Below are 24,611 nucleotides of genomic sequence, written 5' to 3' on the forward strand. Positions count from 1 at the left end.
CGGTTGCGCATGGCACCATCGGAGGGGATGCGCATGGACGAAACTGATGTCCGCCGGGTTCTAGATATCGCGCTGCGCTTCGGGCAGCTGCTGCTGGGCTCGCAGGCGGGAACCGCGGACGTGGCAGCCAGTATGCTCGCCGTCGCCACCGCCTACGGGCTGCCCCAGACCCAGGTCGACATCACCGCGAACTCGATCACCGTCTCGGTACCCCGCGGGGTGCCGGGTGCGCCGGTCACCGCCATGTATCTGGTGCAGTCGCGCTCGCTGGACTACACCCGGCTGCAGCTGACCACCGACCTCGCCCAAAAGGTCGTCGACACCACCCCGGACCCCGAGTGGGTGCAGCACCAGCTGGACACCTTGACCCGGGCCGAGCACCCCTATCCCCGCTGGGTGGCCACCGCCGGCTGGGCGGTGATGGCCGGGGGGTTCTCCGTGCTGATCGGCGCCGGGCCGCTCGTCGCGCTGATCTCGGCGCTGACCACCGCACTGATCGACCGGGTCGGTCGCATCCTCAACCGCTGGCGCCTGCCGTTCCTGTTCCAACAGGCCGTTGCCGCCACGCTGGCCACCGGGGTGGTCATCGGGCTGCATGCGGCCGACTGGTTACCGGCCGGCACGCCGATATCACCGGTGGTCGCGGCCACCATCGTGGTGCTGTTGTCGGGGCTGGCCACGGTCGGCTCCGTGCAGGATGCCATCACCGGCTACCAGCTGACCGCCGTCTCGCGGATGCTGGACATCCTGCTCTCGTCGGCCGGGATCTTGGTCGGGGTCTCGATCGCGGTGCGGATCGGCGCGGCCCTCGGTATCCATGTTCAGGTGAACGCGGCGGCACCGGTAGCCGCCCTCAGCGTGCCGCTGTACATGCTGTCCGGCGGTATCGGCGCTGCGGCTGCCGCCGTCGCGGGTTATGCGCCGCTGCGGGCGGCGACGGCCGCGGGCATCGCCGGAGCGACCGCAACCCTGATCTTCTTCGAGATGCAACTGATCCGGGCCGACGCCATCGTCGGCTCGTTCGTGGCTGCTGCTGCGACGGGCCTGGTGGGCACCCTGCTCGCGCCGCGGCTGCGGGTCACGCCGCTGGTGATCATCATGGCCGGCATCGTGCCGTTGGTGCCGGGGCTGACGCTGTTCCGCGGCTTCGTGCAACTGGTCAACGGGCAGCCGGATGCCGGGGGCTCCCTCGGGATGGCGGCGGGGCTGGCACTGGCGCTGGGTGCGGGCGCGGTGCTCGGGCCGCTGTTGGCACCCTCGGTGCGGCGCGAACTCGGTCGCTACCACCTGCGGGGCCGCGGTCGTGCGACGCGCCGCATCCGCAGCCCGTACCGGATTCCGCAGTTGGCCGGTATCCGCTACTTCGGGCGCAGAACAGCCCAAGCGCGCTGATCAACCTGCGCTCGTGGCCGGGGTCCGCAGGATCGCGAACGAGTGCCCGGGCAGCACGGTGACCGCGTCGGCCGGCGCCGGTTCATCCCAGGCCAGCACCACCTCACCGGTCACCGGGACGGTCACCGGCTCGGCGCCCAGGTTGCAGGCGATCGCCAGCCGGCCCCGGTGCATGACGATCCAGCGGGCATCCTCGTCGTAGTCGATCGCCAGGTTCGAGAGCCACGGGTCGCCCAACTCAGGTTCGGTGCGGCGCAACGTGATCAGCTGCCGGTACAACTGCCGCAGCCGGGCGTGCTCACCGGTGTGCTGCTCGGCCCAGTCCAGTTTGGAGCGCTGGAACGTCGCCGGATCCTGCGGATCCGGAATCTCGGTGGCATCCCAGCCGTGCTCGGCGAATTCACGCTTGCGGCCCTCGGCGGTGGCCCGCGCCAACTCGGGCTCCGGATGGGAACTGAAAAACAGGAACGGGGTGCTGGAGCCCCATTCCTCACCCATGAAAAGCATTGCGGTATACGGCGATGCGAGTACCAGCGCGGCCCGCACAGCAAGCTGGCCCGATGTCAGGTAGTGCGATGGGCGATCCCCCAGTGCACGGTTGCCGACCTGATCGTGCGTGCAGGTGTAGGCCAGCAGCCGGGTAGCCGGGATCCCGGAATTCTGCGAGGTATCCAGCGGGCGCCCGTGCCGACGGCGCCGAAACGTCGAATACGTCCCGGCGTGGAAGAAACCGTTGCGCAGTGTCGTCGCCAGCGTGGCCAGCGACCCGAAGTCGGCGTAATAGCCCTGGCGCTCACCGGACACCGCGGTGTGCACGGCGTGATGGATGTCGTCGTCCCACTGCGCGCTCAGCCCGTAGCCGCCCCCGGTGCGCGGCGTGATCAGGCGCGGATCGTTGAGGTCGCTTTCAGCGATCAGCGCCAGCGGCCGGCCCAGCTCGGCCGCCAACCGGTCGGTCTGACCGGCCAATTCCTCGAGCAGGTGGATCGCGGTGGTATCGGTCAGCGCGTGCACCGCGTCCAGTCGCAGGCCGTCGGCGTGAAACTCGCGCATCCAGCGCAGTGCGCAGTCCAGGATGTAGCGGCGCACCTCGTCGGAGTCGGGGCCGGCGATATTGATGCCCGCGCCCCACGGGCTGTCCGCCGCCGAGAGGTACGGGCCGAACCGGGGCAGATAGTTGCCGGACGGCCCGAGATGGTTGAACACCGCGTCGATCAGCACGCCCAGCCCGCGGGCGTGGCAGGCGTCGACGAAGCGAACCAGCCCGTCGGGACCGCCATACGGCTCGTGCACCGCGTACCACAGCACCCCGTCGTAACCCCAGCCATGAATTCCGGAGAAGGCGTTCACCGGCATCAACTCGACGAAGTCGGCGCCGAGATCGACGAGGTAATCCAGCTTGTCGGCGGCCGCATCGAATGTGCCCTCAGCGGTGAACGTGCCCACGTGCAGCTCGTAGATCACCGCGCCGTGCACCGATCGGCCCGGCCAGCCCAGGTCGGTCCACGCCGCGTCCGACGGATGCCACAATTGCGAATGCCCATGGACGCCGTCGGGCTGCCGCGGGGACCGCGGATCGGGCAGCACGGCGGGGTCGTCGTCGAGCAGATATCCGTAGCGGGCGCCCGGTGCGGCGTCGACACAGGTGCGCCACCAGCCGTCGTCAGCTCGGGTCATCGGGTGCGTCACACCATCGACATCAAGGCGAACCCGCCCCGGATCCGGTGCCCAGAGCGCGAATTCAGCCATCGGAACGTTCCAGCAACGCGACCGGCAGTTCGGCGAACAGCGAGGCCAGCGGTGTCGCACCCGACCACCTGCCCCCGGTCAGCCGATCGGTCCAGGCGCCGGCGGGCAGCGCGATTGAGGTGTCGCCCCAGCCGCGGTCGCCGAGCCGCACCGTCCAGCGGGTCACGGCCACCACGACGTCGCCGCCGCGACGAAAGCTCACCAGGTGATCGGCCGCCGATCCAGTCGCCAGCATCGGGAGGTGGCCGCCGTGCAGATAGGCGGTCGGGTGCTTGCGGCGTGATTGCAGTGCCGCCGCCACCACCCGCATCTTCGGGTGTGTCAGCGCGGCCAGTTCGGCGCGCCGCGCCCGATAGTCGACCGGGCGCCGGTTATCGGGGTCGACCAGGCTGTCCTCCCACAGCTCGGTGCCCTGGTAGACGTCGGGTGCGCCGGGAACGGTGAGGGCAAGCAGCTTCTGGCCCAGGGCATCGCTTTGGGCATGCGCATTGAGCTGTGCGACAAGCTCGGTCAGCTCGCCGGCAACCGGGCCGTCCAACACGGTGTCCAGCCAGTCGTGCACGGCATCCTCGAACCCGGGGTCCGGATCGTGCCAGCAGGTGTGCCACGCCGCCTCCCGAATCGCTTTCTCGGCGTAGCCGTGCAGCCGTTCCCGCAGCACCTCGGTGACCTCGCCGCCGACCGGCCACACCCCGAAGATGTTCTGCCACAAGAACAATCCGGTTGCCGCGTCGGGGCAGGGCGCAAGGCCGTCCCAGCGGCCGACCAGCTCGGCCCACAGCGCCGGCACCTGCGACAGCACACCGATTCGGGCACGCACGTCCTCGCCGCGTTTGGTGTCGTGGGTGGACAACGTCGTCATGGTGTGCGGCCAGGTCCGGAGGCGGGCGGCGGCGCGGTGGTGAAATTCGGCCGGGCCGACCCCGAATCGCTGCGGTTCACCGCCCACCTCGTTGAGCGACACCAGCCTGGGGTCGCGGTAGAACAGGCAGTCCTCGGTCGCCTTGGCGGTGACCGCACCGCACAGCTGCTGGAACCGGGACGCGGCTTCGTTGTCGCCGGCCAGTGCGGCGACCACGATCTGCAGCGCCGGACCCAGATCCGGGACCGCATCGGCCTGAGCCAGCGCGGTCGGCAATACCGCTGCCAGACCGTGGTAGTCGCAGCGGTAGACGTCGATGAGGCTGACCAGAAGCGCCAATGCCTCGGCCAGCCGCGGATGGTCGCGCCCACCCGCGGCCACCACGCAGCGCCGCAGCCGGTCGAGTTCACTGGCCAGCGTTTGGGTGGCGGCGCCGACTTTGAGGTCGCGCACCAGCGCGGGCAGCCCGGCGTGGTTGAGCCCGGCCGACTCGACCAGGGCGGTCAGCGACGGTGCACCCGCCGGGTCGATGAAGACCCCACCGATCTCACGCAGGGCGTCGTAGCCGGTGGTGCCGGCCACCGGCAGCGTGGGCTCCAGCGCCTCGTCGACCGCCAGGATCTTCTCGATCACGATCCAGGCCTGCGGCCCGGTGAGCTCGCGCAACCGGGCCAGGTAGCCGGCCGGATCGGCGAGCCCGTCGGGGTGGTCGATGCGCAGTCCGTCGACCAGGCCGTCGGCGAACCAGCGAGCCACCTCGGCGTGCGATGCGTCGAATACCGCGGGATCCTCCTGACGCAGCGCCGCCAGCGACGTGATGGAGAAAAAGCGGCGGTACCCGCATATTCCGCGACGCCATCCCACCAGCCGGTAGTGCTGTCGGTCGTGCACCTCGGAACCGGTGCCCTCGCCGGTGCCCGGGGCGATCGGCAGCGCCAGATCACCCAGCCGCAGCACCGTCCCGTCCACCCGAAGCTCTGCCACGTCGTCATCGGATCCCAACAGCGGCAAGACGATCCGTCCGCCGTCCAAGTCCCAGTCGATGTCGAAGAACTCGGCATAGGACGACGCGCGCCCGTGCATCAGCACGTCCCACCACCACGGGTTGTTTTCCGGTCGGTCCACCCCGACGTGGTTGGGCACGATGTCGACGATCAGGCCCATTCCGCGGGAGCGGGCGGCAGCCGATAGCCGGCTCAGCCCGTCAGCCCCGCCCAGCTCCCGCGACACCGTGGTCGGGTCGGTGACGTCGTAGCCGTGGCTGGAACCCGGGGCGGCGGTCAGCACCGGGGACAGATAAAGGTGCGAGACCCCGAGTAGGTCAAGGTAATCGAGCAGGTTCTCGGCGTCGGCGAAGGTGAACCCGAAGCCGCTATCGGGTCCGCGGAGCTGTAGTCGGTAGGTGGACAGTACCGGTACAGCCATCGCTCACTGCGTCTTCCGCAGGATGATCAGGGAACGCGGCTGCAGTGAGATGGTCGCCCCGGCGTTGACGACCAGCCCGCATGCGCCGGTGGGGTCGGCGGTGTCCAGCTCGGCCGCCCACTCCCGGGCATAGTCGTCGTTGGGGGTGACGAAGTCGACCGGATCGTGGTGGGCGTTGAAGCACAGCAGAAACGAGTCGTCGACCACTCGCTGGCCGCGGGCATCCGGTTCGGGCAGGGCGTCGCCGTTGAGGAAGACCATCACACATTTGCCGAACTCGCTGCCCCAGTCCTGCTGGGTCATCTCCTGACCGGCCGGTGTCAGCCACGAGATGTCCCGGACTTCGTCGCCGCTGCGGATCGGGCGGCCCTCGAAGAACCGACGCCGGCGAAACACCGGATGGTTGCGGCGCAGCGCGGTGGCCTTGCGGGTGAATTCCAGCAGGGCGGCGTTGCGCTCCAGCAGCGACCAATCCATCCAGGACAGCTCGGAGTCCTGGCAGTAGACGTTGTTGTTGCCGTGCTGGGTGCGCCCGATCTCGTCGCCGTGCGCGATCATCGGGGTGCCCTGGCTGACCAGCAGGGTGGCCATGATGTTGCGGATCTGCTTGGCGCGCAGCGCCGAGATCTCCGGGTCGTCGGTGGGGCCTTCGACGCCGCAGTTCCAGGACCGGTTGTAGCTTTCGCCGTCGCGGTTGTCCTCGCCGTTGGCCTCGTTATGTTTGTCGTTGTAGGACACCAGGTCGGCCAGCGTGAACCCGTCATGGCAGGTGACGAAGTTGATGCTGGCGCTGGGGCGCCGCCCGGTCGCCTCGTAGAGGTCCGATGATCCGGTGAGCCGCGAGGCGAACTCGCCGAGGGTTTCCGGCTCGCCGCGCCAGTAGTCGCGCACGGTGTCGCGGTACTTCCCGTTCCACTCCGTCCACAGCCCGGGGAAGTTGCCCACCTGGTAGCCGCCTTCGCCGACATCCCACGGTTCGGCGATCAGCTTGACCTGGCTGACCACCGGGTCCTGCTGCACCAGGTCGAAGAATGCACTCAGCCGGTCGACGTCGTGCAACTCGCGCGCCAGCGTGGACGCCAGGTCGAAGCGGAATCCGTCGACGTGCATCTCCGTCACCCAGTAGCGCAGGGAGTCCATGATCAGCTGCAGGGTGTGCGGGTTGCGGGCGTTGAGCGAGTTGCCGGTGCCGGTGTAGTCCTTGTAGAACCGGGGGTCGTCGTCGAGCCGGTAGTAGGCGGCGTTGTCGATGCCGCGGAAGTTGATCGTCGGCCCCAGATGGTTGCCTTCGGCGGTGTGGTTGTAGACGACGTCGAGGATGACCTCGATGCCGGCTTCGTGGAAGGTGCGCACCATGGCTTTGAACTCGGCCACCGCGCCGCCGGCGTGCCGGATCGACGCGTACTGGTTGTGCGGCGCGAAGAAGCCGAAGGTGTTGTAACCCCAGTAATTTCGCAGTCCCATCTGCAGCAGCCGGTGGTCGTGCAGGAACTGGTGCACCGGCATCAGTTCGATGGCGGTCACGTGCAGGGACTTGAGGTGATCGATGATCACCGGATGGGCCAGGCCCGCGTAGGTGCCGCGCTGATCTTCCGGGATCGCCGGATGCAGCTGCGTCATGCCCTTGACGTGGGCTTCGTAGATGACGGTCTCGTGGTACGGGGTGTGTGGTGCCCGGTCAGAGGCCCAGTCGAAGAACGGGTTGATCACCACGCTGGTCATGGTGTGGCCCAGGGAGTCGATCAGCGGCGGGGTGCCGACCTCGTCGGGATTTTCCGCGGCGGCGTCGGTGCCGATGGCATAGGAGAACAGCGCCGGGCCGAAGTCGAACTCGCCGTGGAACGCCTTGCCGTACGGGTCGAGCAGCAGCTTGCTCGGGTCACAGCGATGCCCCGACGCCGGGTCGAACGGCCCGTGCACCCGAAATCCGTAGCGTTGGCCGGGGGAGATGGTGGGCAGGTAGGCATGCCAGACGTAGCCGTCCACCTCCTCGAGGTCGACACGGCTTTCCGCGCCGTCCTTGGCGATCAGGCACAGCTCGACCCGCTCGGCCACCTCGGAGAACAACGCGAAGTTGGTGCCGGCACCGTCGTAGGTGGCGCCCAGCGGATAGTTGTGCCCGGGCCACACGGCGCTCATCGCGGACCCTTGCTGAGCGTCGGAAGACACCTATCGACTCTATCCGGATTCAGCGCGCGCGAGGTCACCACCAGCCGGTAGCCGCGGCGATCTGCCGGCCCAGTTCGCCCGCCATGGTGCGTACGTAGGTGGCGGACAGGTGGTGAGAATCGTGGTAGATCAGCACATTTCCTTCGACGGCGCGACAGACTTCGGCACGGCACACCGCGTCGGACATATCCAGCGGCTTGAGCATCGGGAACTGGGACACGAAGTCCAGCGTCGGGTTGTGATCGGCGAGCACCTCGGCCCGCTTGATCCCGCACGACGTCGAACTGCCGCCGTCAGCCAGGCAGTCCGCGGGTTCGAAGGGCCCGCCGTCGCGAACCAGCCACGGCGTGTCTCGCATCGCGAGGATTGGGATCCCATTGCTGGACAGCGCCTTCCAGATTCCGATGTAGGTCGCCGGCATCACGTCACCCGGTTTGATGTTCCAGGGCCGAGTTGAGGTGGTGAACACGAAGTCCGGGTGATCGACGATCAGCTTGTCCATCGTCTGCTGCACCCATTCGTGGCACTGCGGATACGGGGCGTTGTTGCCCATGATCAGCGGGACGTCCTCGGTGGACAGCGGACAGCCCATCTTCAGATAGGTGACGACCTTGAAGTGGTGGGTGCGGCCCAGGATGTCCAGCGCGGTCAGCCAGTGCTCGGCATGCGAACCGCCGGCCAGCGCGATGGTGCGGATGGCGTCGGGGTCACCGTAGGTGCAGTTGAGGATCGCCGGGTTCTTGAAGTCGCTGATGCAGCCGTCGTGGGTGGACGGCGGCAGGTCTTCTTTGACCTCCAGAACGGTCGGGCGCATCCGCAGCTTGGGCACCCGGGTGTGCTTGATCAGCGCCCGGGCACCCGGGTAGTCGCGGGAGTTGAGTCCGGCGAGTTCTTTACCGTTGGCGCGCTGCACCGTCACGTGCTCCCGCCAGGTGAACGATGTCGCCGTCAGTGCGACACCCAGCAGCACCACGATCGAGCCCAGCGCCAGGGTGGGCCGACGCAACCGCACCCACAGCGGAATCGCCGGCGGCGCCTTGGCGGCACTTGCCCGGTAGCGCAGCGGATCCTCGACGAACCGCATCGTCAGATAGGCCAGCACCCCGGAAACCAGCAGGACCACGGTTCCTTCGAGGAAGTTCGCGTGCCGGTGCCCGCTGTAGGACAGCCAGAAGATCAGCAGCGGCCAATGCCACAGATACAGGGCGTAGGCCATCGACCCCAACGTCATCAGCGGCGCCGCCGCCAGCAGCCGGTTGGGCAGCGGCAGGGCGTCGGTGCCGGGCCGGGCGTAGCGGTTGGCGCCGGCGAGGATGAACAGCACCGTGGCACCGATGGGTACCAGGGCCCAGGGCCCGGGGAACTCCTTGACGCCGTTGATCAGTGCCCCGCACGACAGGATCGCCGCCAGCGACACGCTGGCGATGACGGTGCGCAGCCACAGTGGCCAACGGATGTAGGGAACCAGCGCGCCGGCGAGCGCACCGATGAGCAACTCCCAGCCGCGGGCGAAGCTGTTGTAGTAGGCCTCCTGCTGGTCGGCCTGGTGGGCGAAGATCGCGTATACGAACGACGCGACGGTCAACACGCTCAGCAGCACCACGAACGCGACGCGCAGCCCGCTGCCCAGTGACCGCCGAAATGCGTAGGCGAACCCGAATACCAGCGCCAGGAACGCGATGTAGAACTGGCCCTGCACCGACATCGACCAGATGTGTTGCAGCGGGCTGACCGCCTCGCCGGCCCGCAGATAGTTGCTCGCGCTCTGCGCAAGCTCCCAGTTCTGGTAGTAGCCCAGGCTGGCCAGGCTCTGGTCGGCGAACGTTTCCCAGCGGGTCTGCGGCTGAATCAGGATGGTCAGCACCCCGCACACGGCCAGCACCACCACCAGGGCCGGCAGCAGGCGGCGGATCAGCCGGACCACCTGCGGCCCCACCGAAAGCGACGACTGCGGGTTGAGCGCGGCCCGCAGCAGCTTGCCGCCGAAGAAGAAGCCGGACAGCGCCAAGAACACGTCGACGCCACCGGAGACGCGGCCGAACCACACATGGAACATGGCGACCAATGCGATCGCGACACCACGCAGCCCATCGAGGTCGTGGCGGTAAAAGCCCGACGTTCGAGTGCCCATTACGGCAGCGCTGGGGGCGGGCTCCGGGACGGTGGCTGGCGTCGGCCGAAGCGGGGTCAGGGTCAACATGATCGACAGACAATCTACCGAATCAGTGGTCCGTGATCGGCCTAACACCTCCGCCCGGGCCGGGCGGGTGGACGGGTGCGGTTACTGGACGACGCGCACCAGGAACGGGGCCATGTCGTTGCTGCGGACCGGTGAGACCTGGACCACGTCACCGACCTCGACCATCTGGCCGTTGCCCAGGAACAGCGCCACGCTCTGGCTGCCGCCCGGGCCGTAGAAGATCAGGTCGCCGCGCTTGGCCTGCGCCGGCACGATCTTGCGGCCGGTGGCGTACTGCTCGCCCGAGGAGCGCGGCAGTTTGATGCCGACGCCGGCGTAGGAGTAGACCACCAGCCCAGAGGCGTCGAAACCGACAGCGCCGGGTGCGGCACCCGCGCTCGGGCTGGCCGGGCTGGCCGGATAGCCGGCGCCCGGCTGTGCGGGGTTGGCGGGGTAAGCAGCAGTGCCCGGAACCGTGGGACCGGCCGGGTAACCGGTGGCGCCGGGGATGCTCGGCGACGCCGGGAAAGTGCCTGCACCAGGCGCCGCCGGGCTTGCCGGGTAGGCGCCGGGGACGGTCGGGCTGGCGGGGTACGCGCCCGCACCCGGCACGACCGGGCTGGCGGGAAAGGTGCCTGCGGCCGGGCCGGCGGGCACCGGCCGGGCGCTGGGCCCCGAGGCGCCGCCACCGCCGTAGACGAACGGCACGCCGCGTTGCGACAGGGCCCGCTGCACCACCACTTCGATGGCTTGCTGGCTGGTCATCGGCGAGGCCCCCGGGTTGGCGGTGGCCACACCGGGCACGGCCGCCCACGGGGCGAGCACCACGGCCAGGCTGATCGCGAAGGTGAAGAGGTGTTTCATCGGGGATTCCATTCCAGTCACAACAGTCACTTATGACACTTCTACACCAGCTGGCGGTGGCAGCCTAGGTGTCTGCCAGGTCTGGAAGGGGAAGTTCGCCATACCGTTTCCGAACGGTGACTCTGGCCTGCTCACAGCTGTGATCTCGCTCTCAAACGCGATCTCGGGCGTGTCTTGACACCGTCGCGCGTACCGCCTCGTCCGAGCCCTCCCATGCCCGAGAGTGCACTGAGGCAGAGAAAGGTCGAGTCGGTGCCTGCGTGGCTGCACTCGCGGCGCCTGACGCGACGCGTCGGGGCCACACCGACCCTGCGTTAGGCTCGGTGGCCGTGGCCAGGCTGAGCGCCGAACAGATCAGCGCGATCGATGCCGCCCACATCTGGCATCCCTACAGCACCATCGGCGCCGAAGCCGTGCCACCGGCCGTCGTGCAAAGCGCCCGCGGTGCGTCGCTGACGCTGATGCACAACGGTCGGCCCGTCGAGGTCGTCGATGCGATGAGCTCGTGGTGGACCGCGATCCACGGCCACGGCCACCCGACGCTGGACGCGGCGATGACCGCGCAGCTGGCCACCATGAGCCACGTCATGTTCGGCGGACTCACCCACGAACCAGCGGCCCGGCTGGCGCAGCTGCTGGTGCAGATCACCCCGGCGGGGCTGGACACCGTCTTCTTCTCCGACTCCGGCTCGGTGTCGGTCGAGGTCGCGGTGAAGATGGCGTTGCAGTTCTGGCGGGCCCGCGCCCAACCCGCCAAACATCGGTTGATGACCTGGCGCGGCGGCTATCACGGCGACACCTTCACCCCGATGAGTGTCTGCGACCCCGACGGCGGCATGCACTCGCTGTGGACCGACGTGCTGACCGCCCAGGTCTTCGCCCCGCAGGTGCCCCGCGACTACGACCCCGCCTACAGCGCCGCGTTCGAGGCGCAACTGGCCCGCCACGCCGGTGAGTTGGCCGCCGTCATCGTCGAACCGGTCGTACAGGGTGCCGGCGGGATGCGCTTTCACGACCCGCGCTACCTGGGGGACCTGCGCGACGCCTGCACCCGGCACGGCGTGCTGTTGATCTTCGACGAGATCGCTACCGGATTCGGTCGCACCGGAGAGCTGTTCGCCGCCGACCACGCCGGGGTCAGCCCGGACATCATGTGCGTCGGTAAGGCGCTCACCGGCGGCTACCTGAGCCTGGCCGCCACCTTGTGCAGCGCTGAGATCGCGCACACCATCAGCGCGGGGGAGGCCGGTGCACTGATGCACGGCCCCACCTTCATGGCCAACCCGTTGGCCTGCGCGATATCGGTTGCCAGCACCGAACTACTGCTCAGCCAGGACTGGCGCGCGACGGTCGCCGAGCTCAACGCCGGGCTCGCCGCAGCCCTGCAGCCGGCCCGAGCCCTGCCCGGCGTCGCCGATGTCCGGGTCTGCGGCGCGATCGGCGTCATCGAATGCGAAAACCCGGTGGACCTGGCGGTGGCGACCCCCGCCGCCCTGGACCAGGGGGTGTGGCTGCGTCCGTTCCGCAACCTGGTGTACGCCATGCCGCCGTATGTCTGCACCGCCGACGAGATCGCACAGGTCGGCGCGGCGATGATCGGTGTGGTCCGTGCATTAACCTGAACGGTGTTCAAGTCTTGTCGAAGGAGCCCACGGTGACCCGCACGGATCTGTCTCCACTGGCCTGGCTGGCCGAGGTGGAACAGCGGCGCCGTCAGGACGGGCTGCGGCGCTCACTGCGGGTGCGCCCCGCGGTCGCCACCGAACTGGACCTGGCCTCCAATGACTACCTCGGGCTGTCCCAGCACCCGGCTGTCATTGCCGGCGGCGTCGAGGCGCTGCGCACCTGGGGCGGCGGTGCCGGCGGCTCGCGGCTGGTCACCGGCAACACCGAACTGCACGAGCAGTTCGAACGCGAGCTGGCCGACTTCGTCGGTGCGCCAGCGGGTTTGGTGTTCTCCTCGGGGTACACGGCCAACATGGGCGCCGTCGTGGCCCTGTCCGGGCCGGGTTCGCTGCTGGTTTCCGACGCCTACTGCCACGCATCGCTGGTGGATGCCTGCCGGCTGTCCCGCGCGCGGGTGGTCATCACCGATCACCGCGACGTCGACGCCCTCGCCGCCGCACTGGCCGGGCGCCATGAGGAGCGCGCGGTCGTCCTCACCGAGTCGGTGTTCAGCACCGACGGCGCGCTGGCCCCGCTGCGCGATCTGCACGAGGTGTGCCGCCGGCACAAGGCGCTGCTGATTGTCGACGAGGCGCACGGACTCGGGGTGCGCGGCGACGGGGGACGGGGACTGCTGCACGAGGTCGGCCTCGCCGGGGCGCCGGATGTGGTGATGACGACGACGTTGTCCAAGGCGCTGGGCAGTCAGGGCGGCGCGGTGCTGGGCCCTGTCGAGGTGCGTGACCACCTCATCGACGCCGCACGGTCGTTCATCTTCGACACCGGACTGGCTCCGGCGGCGCTGGGTGCGGCCTCCGCCGCCCTGCAGGTACTGACCACCGAGCCGTCCCGAGCCGGCGACGTACTGCGCCACGCCCGCACCCTGGCCGAGGTGTGCGACGTGCCCGAACAACCCGAATCCGCCGTGGTTTCGGTGATTCTCGGCGATCCCGAGGTGGCGGTGGCCGCCGCCACCGCCTGCCTGAACGCCGGGGTGCGGGTGGGTTGCTTTCGGCCACCGACGGTTCCGGCGGGCACCTCGCGGTTGCGGCTGACGGCGCGGGCCTCGCTGACCGCCCACGACCTGGAATTGGCCCGCCGAGTGCTGACCGACGTGCTGTCCGCCGCCGGGCGGACATGACTCCGCATCGCTACATCCCCCTGGCCGCGGCGCGGCTGGGGGTACTCCCACTGCCTCGGCGGCGGGCGTGACCGTTCTCGTCCTTACCGGCACCGACACCGGGGTCGGCAAGACGATCGCCACCGCCGCCCTGGCCAGCTGCGCCCGACAGGCAGGCCTGGAGGTGGCGGTGTGCAAGCCGGTGCAGACCGGCACCGCCGACGGCGACGACGACCTCGCCGAGGTCGCGCGGCTGACCGGGGTGACCGAGCTGGTCGGGATTGCCCGCTACCCGCAACCGATGGCCCCGGTGGCCGCCGCCGGGCAGGCCGGCCGGGCGCTGCCGACCCGCGCCGAGCTGCTGCAGCGGATCGCGGACCTGGACCGGCCCGGCCGGCTGACGCTGGTCGAGGGGGCCGGCGGGCTGCTGGTGGAACTCGCCGCCGGCGGCCTGACCCTGCGGGACCTGGCCGCCGAGCTGAACGCGCCGGTGTTGGTGGTGGTCAGCGCGGGGCTGGGCACCCTCAACCACACCGCGCTGACGCTGGAAGCACTGGCGACCCGAGGCCTGAGCTGCGCCGGAGTGGTCATCGGCAGCTGGCCCGGTCGGCCGGACCCGGTGTCGATCTCCAATCGGGCGGCGTTGGCGCGCCTGGCGCCGCTGCGCGCGGTGTTGCCCGCCGGCGCCGGTGCGGCCGGCGCCGAGGAGTTCGCTGCGATCAGTGCCGGGGCATTCGAACGTTCCTGGGTGACCGGTCTGGTCCGCTGATGGTGCATTCGGTCGAGCTGGTCTTCGACGACGGCACCGAGGCGCAGATCCGCCGGATCTGGGCGGATCTCGCCGAAGCCGGCATACCCAGCCAGGCCCCGGCGGGCCGCCCGCACGTGACCCTCACCGTCGCCGACCGGATCGACCCGCAGGTCGACACCGAACTGGTCGCCGTCGCTGGCCGGCTGCCGCTGGCCTGCATCCTGGGTGCGACGCTGATCTTCGGGCGCTCACCCGGCGTGCTGGCGCGGCTGGTGGTGCCGACCGGGGGACTCCTGGACCTGCACACCGAGGTGCACCGGGTGTGCGCGCCGTATCTGATGCCCGGCCCGAAGCCGAACGTTCTACCCGGTCAGTGGACCGGTCACGTCACGCTGGCCCGCCGGGTCGGCCCGGCGCAGTTGGGCCGGGCCCAGCGCATCGCCGGCCGATCGGACATCTCGGGCAGTTTCGTCGGGTTGCGCCGGTGGGACGGCCACGCCCGCACCGAGCATCTGATTCGCAGGATCAGCACGCGGTGATCGCCAGCGCGGCGAAGCCGGGCGCTGGGGGCACCTCCCGCTTGCGGGGACGGGTCACCGCCAGGATCAGCGGAGCGTGACCTGCGCCCGTACCCCAAGGCCGTCGATCAGCAGCCCCAGCCCGAACGCGAACGCACTGCTCGGATCGGCGTCGGGGGCGATGTCCGACGCCCCCGCGGCATCCCACTGCATGCGGGACTGCTCGTCGGCGGTGAAGCCCAGCACGTAGTAGACGACGGTGCGCGCCGCCAGCTCAGCCTGATCCGGATGAACGCCCGCGGCGGTGGCCGCCTGGGCCAGCAGCGCCACGATATCCGCGGCGGCCTGGGACTGTCCGGCCGCCAAGCTCGCCGACACCAGCTCGGCGCCGTCGGTGTGCGACAGCAGCGCATCCCGGAGCCGTTCGCATACCGTCTGGATCCGCCACTGCCAGCTGCCGGGCCCCGGATCGGCGCAGGCCGGACCCAGCAAGCCGTCGGCGACCGCACCCAACAACTGCTGCTTGTTGGCGAAATGCCAGTACAGCGCGCCGGGGCTGATGTTGAGCTCGCGCGCCAGCCGACGCATGGTCAAGTCGGCGATGCCGTAGTTGTCCAGGAGGGTGGTTGCCGCGGCGACCACGTCACGTTTGTGCAGCTGCACCCGGCTAGCCTAACCTGAACACTGTTCAAGTCTTGAGGGGAGTACGTGTGACCGACGACATCTTGGCGCTGGCCCGTGAGCAGGTACTGGAGCGCGGCGAGGCGTTGCGTCGGGATCAGGTGCTCGAGGTGCTGCAGCTGCCCGACGAACGGCTCGAGGAGCTGCTGGCGCTGGCCCATGAGGTCCGGATGCGCTGGTGCGGGCCCGAGGTCGAGGTCGAGGGCATCATCAGCCTGAAAACCGGCGGCTGCCCGGAGGACTGCCACTTCTGTTCGCAGTCCGGGTTGTTCCAGTCGCCGGTGCGTAGCGCCTGGCTGGACATCCCCAGTCTGGTGGAGGCGGCCAAGCAGACCGCCAAGACCGGCGCCACCGAGTTCTGCATCGTCGCCGCGGTTCGTGGCCCCGACGAGCGGCTGCTCGCGCAGGTCGCGGCCGGGATCGAGGCGATTCGCAACGAGGTCGACATCCAGATCGCGTGCTCGCTGGGCATGCTGACCCAGGAGCAGGTGGACCAGCTGGCGGCGATGGGTGTGCACCGCTACAACCACAACCTGGAGACCGCCCGCTCGCACTTCCCCAACGTCGTCACCACCCACAGCTGGGAGGAGCGCTGGGAGACCCTGCGCATGGTGGGTGAAGCCGGCATGGAGGTGTGCTGCGGCGGCATCCTCGGCATGGGGGAGACGCTGGAGCAGCGTGCGGAGTTCGCCGCCGACCTGGCCGAGCTGAACCCCGACGAGGTGCCGCTGAACTTCCTCAACCCGCGCCCGGGCACCCCGTTCGGGGACCTCGACGTGCTGCCCGCGGCCGACGCGCTGCGGGCGGTCGCCGCGTTCCGGCTGGCGCTGCCGCGCACCATGCTGCGGTTCGCCGGGGGCCGCGAGATCACCCTGGGTGATCTGGGTGCCAAGCAGGGCATCCTGGGCGGCATCAACGCCGTCATCGTCGGCAATTACCTCACCACGCTGGGCCGGCCCGCCGAGGCGGACCTGGAATTGCTCGACGACCTGCAGATGCCGATCAAGGCACTCAACGCCACCCTGTGATGGTTCGCGACCTGCCCGCCCCGGTGGGGGCCGGCGTCTACAACATCTACACCGGAGCCCAGGGCGGCACCTCGATCCCGACGGCGGCGCAACTCGGCCTGGAACCGCCGCGCTTCTGCGCTGCCTGCGGCCGGCGGATGGCCGTGCAGGTCCGCCCGGATGGCTGGTGGGCCAAGTGTTCTCGGCACGGGCTGGTGGACTCGTCGGAGCTCGACGCGCAGCGCTGAGCCGACTCACATGGACTGCGGGGTACCTCCGCACGTGTGCTTCTGACCTGCTTGCACATCGAAGTGCGCCGCCAGCACCTCGGCGATACATCGCGTGTTCTGTTCCAGATCGGAACGCAGGGCCGGAGTGTCCTGGAAGAATGATGACGGCGGCGTGAAGTTGTGGCCGCTCAGTTCAACCGAAAAGCTCAGATTGCTGGCGCGGAAGCCCAGGTGCCGTTCGGGTGTTTCGTAACCCGTTGTCCAACAGCTGAATGCTTCATCGCCGAGGCCGGGCTCGTCGGACAATCCCGTTGCGTCGGCTGTCTCGCATTCGGAGCGATCGTGCTGAAACCGCTCACGGGCTTCTTCGACACCGCCACGCAGAAAGATCGGCGATCGGGCGCTGTCCCACTCCTCGCGAGTCAGATGTGACCGCACTTGCAGGCGGCGGTCCCACGACGTTTCAGTCTGTGCATACTTCCCGTCGGTGACCAGGGGAATCACCCAGACCATGCACAGCGGCGAGTCGGGAAAGTCCATGTAATTCGTGTCCCGTTGCTCCCAGAAGATGCCCAACGCGGTTCGTGCCGCGTCCACCATCGCCGTCCAGGTCATTATGGCCGCGCAGGTCGGCGCCGACTTGAACCGGGGCCGGGGCTGCAACCATCCGGTCCGGGGGGCCACCAGCACTACCGCGGCGACAAGTGTGATCGTGGCGGCTATCACCACCGTCCACCTACGACGTGACACCGGATGCCTCAATCCTCCGGCCGCTCTCTTGACGGCGGCGAGGGCGCGCTGGCGCCATGTCGCCGGAAATTGCGCCCGCGGGTTGGGTTCTCACCGGATGCAGCGGTGCCCGTGGGCAGCATCGACCGGACGCCGATCCGTCGCAGCATTGGGAGTCCGTTTCGCCAGTGTTGCCGATGGTCATCCAGTATGACGCCCGGCCGGGTGTGCCGGTGCGGGCGTCTTGTACGAGCCGCCCGTCATCGTGCGCTTCGATAGGCTTGGGCGATTGTTTCGATGGGAAGGCGCAGTTTGTGGTTGAGGGGACGACGGCTGCCGATGTCGGCCAGCAGCCGCCACGACGGGCAGTCGGGGCGCGGCCCTACCTGGTCGTGGTGGCCGGCCTGACCGGGTCAGGGCTGGTGATCGGTGCGCTGTGGGCGTGGCTTGCCCCCGCGATTCACGGCGTGGTGGCGTTGACCCGCAAGGGCGAGCGGGTGCACGCCTACCTCGGACCCGAGTCCGACCACTTCTTCTTGGCGCCGGCCCTGATGTCGGGGCTGTTGAGCGTGCTGGCCGTGGTGGCCGCGGTGCTGTTGTGGCAGTGGCGGACTCGCCGCGGCCCGGGCATGGTGATCGCGCAATCGTTCGGCTTGATGGCCGCCGCGGCGGTGTCGGCCGGAGTGGCGGCCGTGGCGGTGCACCAGCGCTATGGCGCGGTGGACATCGACGGTGCGCCGGTGACACCGGAGAACCGGGTGCATTACGTCACCGAGGCGCCCCCGGTGTTCTTCGGGCACTCCTACCTGCAGATCGAGGCCAGCCTGCTGCTGCCGGCCGCCGTCGCGGCCCTGGTATGGGCGTTGTGCGCCGCCGCGAGCGCACGCGACGATCTCGGCGCCGATCCGGAGGCGGTCAGCGCGAACGACGCGACAGCAGCCCGCCGGTGATCACCTTGGCGGCAATCACACCCAGGTGCGCCATCCCCAGGTAGGTCGTCGGGTTCAGCAGCATCGACCAGGTCCGGCGCGCCGGGCGTCGGGCCGCCGGCCGACCCGCGAAACGATCGCGCAACCACTGCAACACCATCGGGGTGGACAGCGGGTGCAGCACAATGTGGTCGCTGAACGCATCACGGAAATAGGTGAGGCTGGCGCCGCCGGCCTCATAGACGTCGGCCAGATGATCGATGTGCTCGATCGAAATCACTTGGTCGTGCACGGCCTGCACCATCAGCACCGGCAGCGTCGGGGCCTTGGTGCCCAGCTTGGTGTCCTCGAAGACGTGTTGCACCGCGGGCAGCTGAAGGATGTCTTCGAGAGGCTGGTCCACGTAGTCGGCCATGGACTTGTTGCGCATCCGCATCACCGCGCCGGCGGTGGTCATCGTCTCCAGCGCGCGCAACATCGCGCGCCCCTCGTCGGTGGCGTGCTCGTCGACAACCTGGTCCAGGTCGGGGTAGGTGTGCGCCAGGGCGGCGATCATCACCGCGGGCAGCCCGGAGAAGAACGAGCCGTCCAACCGGCGGAACGTGTGGCCGAGGTCGCCCACAGGTGATCCGAGTACCGCGCCGACGATGTTGAGGTCGGGCGCGTAGTCCGCCGCCACCTCGGCTGCCCAGCCGGTGGCCAGGCCGCCGCCGGAGTAGCCCCAGAGACCGACCGGCGATGAGGCCGCCAATTCCAGCTGGTCGCTGCCGAAAGCGGCGCGAAGGCCGTCGAGGACGCAATAACCGGGTTCGTAGGGTGCCCCCCACAGGCCGTCGGGCCCCTCGTGGTCGGGAATCGACACCGCCCAGCCCTCGGCCAGTGCCGCGGCGATCAGGACGAACTCCAGCTGCGCGAACGAACCAGCCGCGCGGGCGTGACGGCGGAGCGCGTACGACGGGAAACACCGGCGGCTCGCGGCGTCGATGGCGCACTGGTAGGACAGCACCGGGCAGGGCGTGGCGCTGTCGCGGTCAGCCGGCGCCAACACGGTGGTCACCGTGACATCCGGGCTGCCGTCACGACGCGAGGTCCGGTACAGCAGCTGCGTCGCGGTCAACTGCTGCGGGATGAAACCGAGGAAGGCCAGCTCGACCTCACGGGAACGGAGCACGGTGCCCGGCTCGGCGTGCTGGAAGCCCGGCGGCGGCTGGTAGAAGGGGTCGTCGTCCGGGTTGAGCGGACGCGTACCCCGCTGGAGGCTCTCGTGCGGGGCCTGGCCGATCCACTCGACGCTGGGCTGGCGCGCCAGACTGTCATAGTCCATCCCGGCATTCTTGCTTAAGGGGGGGTTAAGAATCCAATCCGGCGCGCCGGTTTTTCCGACCCGCGACTCGGGCGAGCGGACGCACCAGCCCGCATCGGCCCCTAAGCAGCGGCTTTTGGCTCGGCTCGACCACAAAATGCGCGACGGTGAGTGCAATCACCCCTCTGGGACCGATGGGACTGATGGGACAGGTGAGGCGAAGCGCCCGCACATCCCGGCATGCGGCGCGGACATGCCCGGACAAACGGGGGTCACCCGGGTGGGCGCAGGGCCGCGAACTCGTCGGTGACCCGCAACTGCGAATCGGCGAAGCGGTACAGCGCCGCCGGACGTCCGCCGCTGCGGCCTGACTGCGCGGTGATTCCGGTCCGGGTGATGACGCCGCGGCGGGCCAAGACCCGCTGCAGGTTGGTCGCGTCGACCTGATAGCCCAGCGCCGCACCGTAGATGTCCCGCAACGTCGACACCGCGAACTCCCTTGGCGCCAAGGCGAATCCGATATTCGTGTACGACATCTTGGCGATCAGCCGAGCGCGGGCGTGCGCCACCATCGGGCCATGATCGAAGGCCATCGGCGGCAGATCGGCGACCGGATGCCAGCGGGTGTCGGCCGGCAGCTCGGGGATGGCGGGGGAGGGCACCAGCCCCAGGAATGTCGACGCGATCATCCGGGTGCCCGGCACCCGATCGGGATCGGAGAACACCGCGAGCTGCTCGAGGTGGGCGATTTCGCGCAGGTCGACCTTCTCGGCCAGCTGCCGGCGAACCGAGCTCGTCATGTCCTCGTCGTCGCGTAGACGCCCACCCGGTAACGACCACGCGCCGCGCTGCGGATCTCGTGCCCGCTCCCACAACAGCACGCTGAGCTGCGGTTTCGCGGCATCGGCGGGGGTCGCGCGGCTGGTTTCCGAACCGCCTTCGGGGCTGGACTCCATACCCCGAACCTGGAACACGACGGCGAGCACTTCGTGGCCGGTGCTACCATATGGCATGTTTTCGATTATAAGTCGAAAACCTGTCCGGCGAGAGGAAACCGCCATGACCGGAGTTTTGTCGGCGGCGGGCCTGGCGGCCCGCATTGTGGACACGCCCACCGGCTATGGCGGCGTGGACGCCGATGAGCACTGGGCGGCCGAGATCCGTCGGCTGGCCAAGGCGCGCAACGCCACGATCCTGGCGCACAACTACCAGCTGCCCGCCATTCAGGACATCGCGGATCACGTGGGGGATTCGCTGGCGTTGTCCCGGATCGCCGCGGAAGCACCCGAGGGCACCATCGTGTTCTGCGGGGTGCACTTCATGGCCGAGACCGCCAAGATCCTCAGCCCCGAGAAGACCGTGCTGATCCCCGACCAGCGAGCCGGCTGCTCACTGGCCGACTCGATCACCGCCGAGGACCTGCAGGCGTGGAAGGACGACCACCCCGGGGCCGCCGTCGTCTCCTACGTCAACACCACCGCCGCGGTCAAAGCCCTCACCGACGTCTGCTGCACCTCGTCCAACGCCGTCGACGTCGTCGCCTCCATCGACCCCGACCGCGAGGTGCTGTTCTGCCCCGACCAGTTCCTCGGGGCCTATGTGCGCCGGGTGACCGGTCGCCAGAACATGCACGTGTGGGCGGGTGAATGCCACGTGCATGCCGGGATCAACGGCGACGAACTCGCCGATCAGGCCCGCGCCCACCCCGACGCCGAGCTGTTCGTGCACCCTGAGTGCGGCTGTGCCACCTCGGCGCTGTACCTGGCCGGCGAGGGGGCCGTCCCGCCGGAGCGGGTGAAGATCCTGTCCACCGGCGGCATGCTGGACGCGGCCCGCGACACCGCGGCACGCCAGGTGCTGGTGGCCACCGAGGTAGGCATGCTCTACCAGCTGCGTCGGGCCGCGCCCGAGGTGGATTTCCAGGCCGTCAATGACCGTGCGGCCTGCAAGTTCATGAAGATGATCACCCCGGCGGCGTTGCTGCGCAGCCTGGTCGAAGGCGCCGACGAGGTGCACGTCGACCCCGATACCGCGGCAGCGGCACGGCGCAGCGTGCAGGAGATGATCAAGATCGGGCAGCCCGGCGGCGGCGAATGACTCGCGCCGCCGCCTGGGAACGCCGAGCCGATGTCGTCGTCATCGGCACCGGCGTCGCCGGGCTGGCGGCCGGGTTGGCCGCCCACCGTGCCGGGCGTGAGGTCGTGGTGCTGAGCAAGGCCGACCGGCCGGGGGCGACCGCCACGCATTACGCGCAGGGCGGCATCGCTGTCGTGCTGCCCGACACCGACGACTCCGTCGATGCTCACGTCTCGGACACCCTGGCCGCCGGCGCCGGGCTCTGCGACCCCGAGGCGGTCGCCTCGATCGTGGCCGACGGGTACCGCGCTGTGACCGAATTGGTCGGCTACGGCGCACAATTCGACGAAGCCGCGGCCGGCGGATGGGCGCTGACCCGGGAGGGCGGACACACCCGGCGGCGCATCATCCACGCCGGCGGCGACGCCACCGGGGCTGAGGTGCAGCGGGCTCTGGACCGGGCGGCCGACACCCTGGACGTCCGGGCGCGGCACACCGCGCTGCAGGTGCTGCACGATGACGCGGCGGTGACCGGGGTGCTGGTGGCCGGCCCGGACGGGCTCGGCATCCTGCACAGCCCGGCGGTGATCCTGGCGACCGGCGGCCTGGGACACCTGTACCGGGCGACCACCAATCCGAACGGCTCCACCGGCGACGGCATCGCGCTGGCCCTGTGGGCCGGGGTGCCGGTCAGCGATCTGGAATTCATCCAGTTCCACCCCACCATGCTGTTCGACGGGCGCGCGGGGGGCCGGCGGCCGCTGGTCACCGAAGCCATCCGCGGCGAAGGGGCGGTACTTGTTGATGCCCAAGGGAATTCGGTGATGGCAGGGCTGCATCCGATGGGTGATCTGGCGCCGCGGGATGTGGTCGCCGCGGCGATCGACGCGCGGCTGAGGGCAACCGGCGACGACTGCGCGTACCTGGACGCCCGCGGCATCGACGACTTCGAGCGCCGGTTCCCGACGGTGACCGCCGCCTGCCGCGACGCTGGCGTCGACCCGGTCCGGCAACCCATCCCGGTGGTTCCGGGGGCGCACTACAGCTGCGGTGGCGTGGTCACCGATGTCGACGGCCGCACCGAGTTGCCGGGGCTGTTCGCGGCCGGGGAGGTGGCCCGTACCGGGATGCACGGTGCCAACCGGTTGGCGTCCAACAGTCTGCTGGAGGGTCTGGTGGTCGGTGGCCGTGCCGGCCGCGGTGCGGCCGCGCACGCCGCATCCAACGGGGCGTCGCGGGCGGTGCTGCCGGAGCCGGCGCATCGAGGCGCACTACGCCGTCGCACGCTGCAACAGGCGATGACCCGCGACGCCTCGGTGGTGCGTGATGCGACCGGGCTGACCCGGCTCGCCACCACCCTGGCCACCGCACCGACCCGCGCGGTGTCCAGCGCAGCCGCCTTCGAAGACTCCGCACTGACGGTGACCGCCCGCGCGGTGGCGGCGGCGGCGAGCGTGCGAACCGAAAGCCGCGGCTGTCACCACCGGGGCGATTACACCGGCCCCGATCCGGCCCGGGCCGTCGGCATCCTGGTCCGCGTGAACGGCGACGCGGTCGATGTCGATGCGCCGGTGGCGGTGTGCGGATGAAGCCCGCCGACAGCGACCTGGCCGATGCCCGCGCGGTCATCACCCGGGCGCTCAACGAGGATCTGCGCTACGGCCCGGACATCACCACCCTGGCGACCGTGCCGGGCGGGGCGCTGACCACCGCCGCGCTGGTGACCCGGGAGCCGGGGGTGATCGCCGGCGTCGACGTCGCGCTGCTGGTGCTCGACGAGGTGCTCGGCGCCGACGGCTATCGGGTGCTCGAGCGCGTCGAGGACAGTACCGAACTGGCCGCCGGTGCGACCCTGCTGGCGGTCGAGGCCGTGACGCTGGGCCTGCTGACCGCCGAGCGGACCATGCTGAATCTGATCTGCCACCTGTCCGGAATCGCCACCGCCACCGCCGAGTGGGTGCACGCCGTGCGGGACACCTCGGCGCAGATCCGCGATACCCGCAAGACGTTGCCCGGGATGCGGGCGCTGCAGAAATACGCGGTCCGCGTCGGGGGCGGGGTCAACCACCGGATGGGGCTCGGCGATGCCGCGTTGATCAAGGACAACCACGTCGCGGCGGCCGGCTCGGTGGTGGGCGCGCTGCGGGCGGTGCGGGCCGCGGCACCCGACCTGCCGTGCGAAGTGGAGGTCGACTCGCTCGAGCAACTCGACGAGGTGCTCGGCGACCACCCCGAACTGGTGCTATTGGACAACTTCCCGGTCTGGCAGACCCAGATCGCGGTGCAGCGCCGCGACGCGCAGGCGCCGGAGACCAAACTCGAATCCTCCGGCGGGCTGTCGCTGGAGACCGCGGCAGCCTACGCCGGCACCGGGGTCGATTACCTGGCCGTTGGTGCGCTCACCCATTCGGTGCGGGTGCTCGACATCGGCCTGGACATGTGAGCAGGTCGACGCCGAGCAGTCCCCGCAAGCGGGCACGTTTGCGTCTGCTCGCCGGGCTTGCGCTCAGGCGATGTCGGCGACCAGCACCGCCACCTGACGTCCCTGCATGCGCGCCAGCCAGGGCAGACCCTCCGCCGCACCCTTGGGCGGGACGATCCGCGGGTTGGTGATGTGGATCTCGCGCCGGAACAGTCGCACGTCGGCCTCGCCCGCCGCCAGGACATTCTTGACCCAATCCGTCTTGCCGTGGCCCAGCGCGATCGCCAACACCGGGCCCTTGCGGTAGGTGGTGACGACGGTCTCGTACGGCTTACCGGACTTGCGACCTTGGTGTTTGATGATCGAGGCGCCCGGCATGTAGCGGGACAGCGACTTCATCACCGGATTCATGTATTTGATCTGCAACTGGTCGGTCCAGTGCGGAAATACTCGCGGCAGCTCTTGTTCCTGTGCGGCCATGGCGGCTCCATTCGACGAGGTGTGACCCCACTGTAACGACGCGCCGCGAAATCCGGTTGA

Annotated in this window: 21 protein-coding genes; 11 read left to right on the forward strand and 10 right to left on the reverse strand. The window is 69.5% G+C overall.

The window, feature by feature from the left end; genetic code table 11:
* Window positions 1–33: 33 nt before the first annotated feature.
* Entirely contained in the window at window positions 34–1,392 is a 1,359-nt protein-coding gene (locus AC5Y36_RS08425) for a threonine/serine exporter family protein (protein WP_500040418.1), read from the forward strand.
* Here the strand turns inward: AC5Y36_RS08425 and treZ are convergent, their stop codons facing one another.
* The 5 genes from treZ to ripD all read right to left on the reverse strand — a co-directional run bounded on the left by treZ (window position 1,393) and on the right by ripD (window position 10,640).
* Window positions 1,393–3,141 (reverse strand): malto-oligosyltrehalose trehalohydrolase, encoded by a 1,749-nt coding sequence (gene treZ / locus AC5Y36_RS08430; RefSeq protein ID WP_500040419.1) that lies wholly within the window; start codon window positions 3,139–3,141, stop codon window positions 1,393–1,395.
* Entirely contained in the window at window positions 3,134–5,428 is a 2,295-nt protein-coding gene (gene treY / locus AC5Y36_RS08435; RefSeq protein WP_500040420.1) for a malto-oligosyltrehalose synthase, read from the reverse strand. The genes treZ and treY overlap by 8 nt, the downstream gene beginning before the upstream one ends.
* A 3-nt stretch (window positions 5,429–5,431) precedes the next feature.
* Window positions 5,432–7,567, reverse strand: a complete 2,136-nt coding sequence (gene glgX, locus AC5Y36_RS08440) for a glycogen debranching protein GlgX (RefSeq protein WP_500040525.1) — start codon at window positions 7,565–7,567, stop codon at window positions 5,432–5,434.
* A 64-nt stretch (window positions 7,568–7,631) separates the two neighbouring features.
* A complete protein-coding gene (sucT, locus tag AC5Y36_RS08445; RefSeq protein ID WP_500040421.1) occupies window positions 7,632–9,797 on the reverse strand; it encodes an acetyltransferase SucT in 2,166 nt (721 codons plus the stop codon).
* 81 nt (window positions 9,798–9,878) lie between these two features.
* Window positions 9,879–10,640, reverse strand: a complete 762-nt coding sequence (ripD, locus tag AC5Y36_RS08450) for an NlpC/P60 family peptidoglycan-binding protein RipD (RefSeq protein WP_500040422.1) — start codon at window positions 10,638–10,640, stop codon at window positions 9,879–9,881.
* Between the two features lie 323 nt (window positions 10,641–10,963).
* On the opposite strand from ripD, the gene AC5Y36_RS08455 reads away from it, so the two are divergent.
* From AC5Y36_RS08455 to AC5Y36_RS08470, 4 genes are all read left to right on the forward strand, one after another.
* A complete protein-coding gene (locus tag AC5Y36_RS08455) occupies window positions 10,964–12,262 on the forward strand; it encodes an adenosylmethionine--8-amino-7-oxononanoate transaminase (RefSeq protein WP_500040423.1) in 1,299 nt (432 codons plus the stop codon).
* A gap of 32 nt (window positions 12,263–12,294) precedes the next feature.
* A complete protein-coding gene (locus tag AC5Y36_RS08460; protein WP_500040424.1) occupies window positions 12,295–13,446 on the forward strand; it encodes an 8-amino-7-oxononanoate synthase in 1,152 nt (383 codons plus the stop codon).
* A 67-nt stretch (window positions 13,447–13,513) separates the two neighbouring features.
* A complete protein-coding gene (gene bioD / locus AC5Y36_RS08465; protein ID WP_500040425.1) occupies window positions 13,514–14,194 on the forward strand; it encodes a dethiobiotin synthase in 681 nt (226 codons plus the stop codon).
* On the forward strand, window positions 14,194–14,715 hold the full coding sequence (locus AC5Y36_RS08470) for a 2'-5' RNA ligase family protein (protein ID WP_500040426.1): 522 nt from the start codon (window positions 14,194–14,196) through the stop codon (window positions 14,713–14,715). The genes bioD and AC5Y36_RS08470 overlap by 1 nt, the downstream gene beginning before the upstream one ends.
* Window positions 14,716–14,781: 66 nt before the next feature.
* On the opposite strand, the gene AC5Y36_RS08475 is transcribed toward AC5Y36_RS08470, so the two are convergent.
* Window positions 14,782–15,357: a TetR family transcriptional regulator gene (locus AC5Y36_RS08475; protein ID WP_500040427.1), complete on the reverse strand. Its 576-nt coding sequence runs from the start codon at window positions 15,355–15,357 to the stop codon at window positions 14,782–14,784.
* 32 nt (window positions 15,358–15,389) lie between these two features.
* Between AC5Y36_RS08475 and bioB the strand changes: the two genes are divergently transcribed.
* Together bioB and bsaP are read left to right on the forward strand one after the other, a co-directional pair.
* Window positions 15,390–16,403 (forward strand): biotin synthase BioB, encoded by a 1,014-nt coding sequence (gene bioB / locus AC5Y36_RS08480; RefSeq protein ID WP_500040428.1) that lies wholly within the window; start codon window positions 15,390–15,392, stop codon window positions 16,401–16,403.
* Window positions 16,403–16,630, forward strand: a complete 228-nt coding sequence (bsaP, locus tag AC5Y36_RS08485) for a biotin synthase auxiliary protein BsaP (RefSeq protein WP_500040526.1) — start codon at window positions 16,403–16,405, stop codon at window positions 16,628–16,630. Before bioB ends, bsaP begins: the two co-directional genes overlap by 1 nt.
* 6 nt (window positions 16,631–16,636) lie before the next feature.
* On the opposite strand, the gene AC5Y36_RS08490 is transcribed toward bsaP, so the two are convergent.
* The gene (locus tag AC5Y36_RS08490) at window positions 16,637–17,362 is read right to left on the reverse strand and encodes a hypothetical protein (protein ID WP_500040429.1); all 726 of its coding nucleotides are present in this window, start codon (window positions 17,360–17,362) and stop codon (window positions 16,637–16,639) included.
* A gap of 365 nt (window positions 17,363–17,727) precedes the next feature.
* On the opposite strand from AC5Y36_RS08490, the gene AC5Y36_RS08495 reads away from it, so the two are divergent.
* On the forward strand, window positions 17,728–18,291 hold the full coding sequence (locus tag AC5Y36_RS08495; RefSeq protein WP_500040527.1) for a DUF2567 domain-containing protein: 564 nt from the start codon (window positions 17,728–17,730) through the stop codon (window positions 18,289–18,291).
* On the opposite strand, the gene AC5Y36_RS08500 is transcribed toward AC5Y36_RS08495, so the two are convergent.
* Entirely contained in the window at window positions 18,257–19,594 is a 1,338-nt protein-coding gene (locus tag AC5Y36_RS08500) for a lipase family protein (protein WP_500040430.1), read from the reverse strand. The genes AC5Y36_RS08495 and AC5Y36_RS08500 overlap by 35 nt on opposite strands.
* 251 nt (window positions 19,595–19,845) lie before the next feature.
* The gene (locus AC5Y36_RS08505; protein ID WP_500040431.1) at window positions 19,846–20,586 is read right to left on the reverse strand and encodes an NUDIX hydrolase; all 741 of its coding nucleotides are present in this window, start codon (window positions 20,584–20,586) and stop codon (window positions 19,846–19,848) included.
* Between the two features lie 46 nt (window positions 20,587–20,632).
* Here AC5Y36_RS08505 and nadA point away from each other — a divergent pair, with 46 nt between their 5' ends.
* The 3 genes from nadA to nadC are packed head-to-tail and all read left to right on the forward strand — an operon-like array spanning window position 20,633 to window position 24,092.
* Entirely contained in the window at window positions 20,633–21,670 is a 1,038-nt protein-coding gene (nadA, locus tag AC5Y36_RS08510; protein WP_500040432.1) for a quinolinate synthase NadA, read from the forward strand.
* Complete coding sequence (locus AC5Y36_RS08515; RefSeq protein ID WP_500040433.1) at window positions 21,667–23,238, forward strand: L-aspartate oxidase; 1,572 nt, start codon at window positions 21,667–21,669, stop codon at window positions 23,236–23,238. Before nadA ends, AC5Y36_RS08515 begins: the two co-directional genes overlap by 4 nt.
* Window positions 23,235–24,092 carry a carboxylating nicotinate-nucleotide diphosphorylase gene (nadC, locus tag AC5Y36_RS08520; protein ID WP_500040434.1) on the forward strand — a complete coding sequence of 286 codons (858 nt, stop codon included), beginning with the start codon at window positions 23,235–23,237 and terminating at the stop codon, window positions 24,090–24,092. Before AC5Y36_RS08515 ends, nadC begins: the two co-directional genes overlap by 4 nt.
* A 63-nt stretch (window positions 24,093–24,155) precedes the next feature.
* On the opposite strand, the gene AC5Y36_RS08525 is transcribed toward nadC, so the two are convergent.
* On the reverse strand, window positions 24,156–24,551 hold the full coding sequence (locus AC5Y36_RS08525) for a nitroreductase family deazaflavin-dependent oxidoreductase (protein WP_500040435.1): 396 nt from the start codon (window positions 24,549–24,551) through the stop codon (window positions 24,156–24,158).
* Window positions 24,552–24,611: the final 60 nt, after the last annotated feature.

The organism is Mycobacterium sp. NGS50 (genome assembly GCF_059812545.1).

Coding starts and splice junctions, on each gene's coding strand:
- AC5Y36_RS08505 (WP_500040431.1), bottom strand. CDS start 20,586: ATGCCATATGGTAGCACCGGCCACGAAGTGCTCGCCGTCGTGTTCCAG.
- ripD (WP_500040422.1), bottom strand. CDS start 10,640: ATGAAACACCTCTTCACCTTCGCGATCAGCCTGGCCGTGGTGCTCGCC.
- AC5Y36_RS08470 (WP_500040426.1), top strand. CDS start 14,194: ATGGTGCATTCGGTCGAGCTGGTCTTCGACGACGGCACCGAGGCGCAG.
- AC5Y36_RS08425 (WP_500040418.1), top strand. CDS start 34: ATGGACGAAACTGATGTCCGCCGGGTTCTAGATATCGCGCTGCGCTTC.
- glgX (WP_500040525.1), bottom strand. CDS start 7,567: ATGAGCGCCGTGTGGCCCGGGCACAACTATCCGCTGGGCGCCACCTAC.
- nadA (WP_500040432.1), top strand. CDS start 20,633: ATGACCGGAGTTTTGTCGGCGGCGGGCCTGGCGGCCCGCATTGTGGAC.
- AC5Y36_RS08515 (WP_500040433.1), top strand. CDS start 21,667: ATGACTCGCGCCGCCGCCTGGGAACGCCGAGCCGATGTCGTCGTCATC.
- AC5Y36_RS08500 (WP_500040430.1), bottom strand. CDS start 19,594: ATGGACTATGACAGTCTGGCGCGCCAGCCCAGCGTCGAGTGGATCGGC.
- bsaP (WP_500040526.1), top strand. CDS start 16,403: ATGGTTCGCGACCTGCCCGCCCCGGTGGGGGCCGGCGTCTACAACATC.
- sucT (WP_500040421.1), bottom strand. CDS start 9,797: ATGTTGACCCTGACCCCGCTTCGGCCGACGCCAGCCACCGTCCCGGAG.
- treZ (WP_500040419.1), bottom strand. CDS start 3,141: ATGGCTGAATTCGCGCTCTGGGCACCGGATCCGGGGCGGGTTCGCCTT.
- nadC (WP_500040434.1), top strand. CDS start 23,235: ATGAAGCCCGCCGACAGCGACCTGGCCGATGCCCGCGCGGTCATCACC.
- AC5Y36_RS08525 (WP_500040435.1), bottom strand. CDS start 24,551: ATGGCCGCACAGGAACAAGAGCTGCCGCGAGTATTTCCGCACTGGACC.
- treY (WP_500040420.1), bottom strand. CDS start 5,428: ATGGCTGTACCGGTACTGTCCACCTACCGACTACAGCTCCGCGGACCC.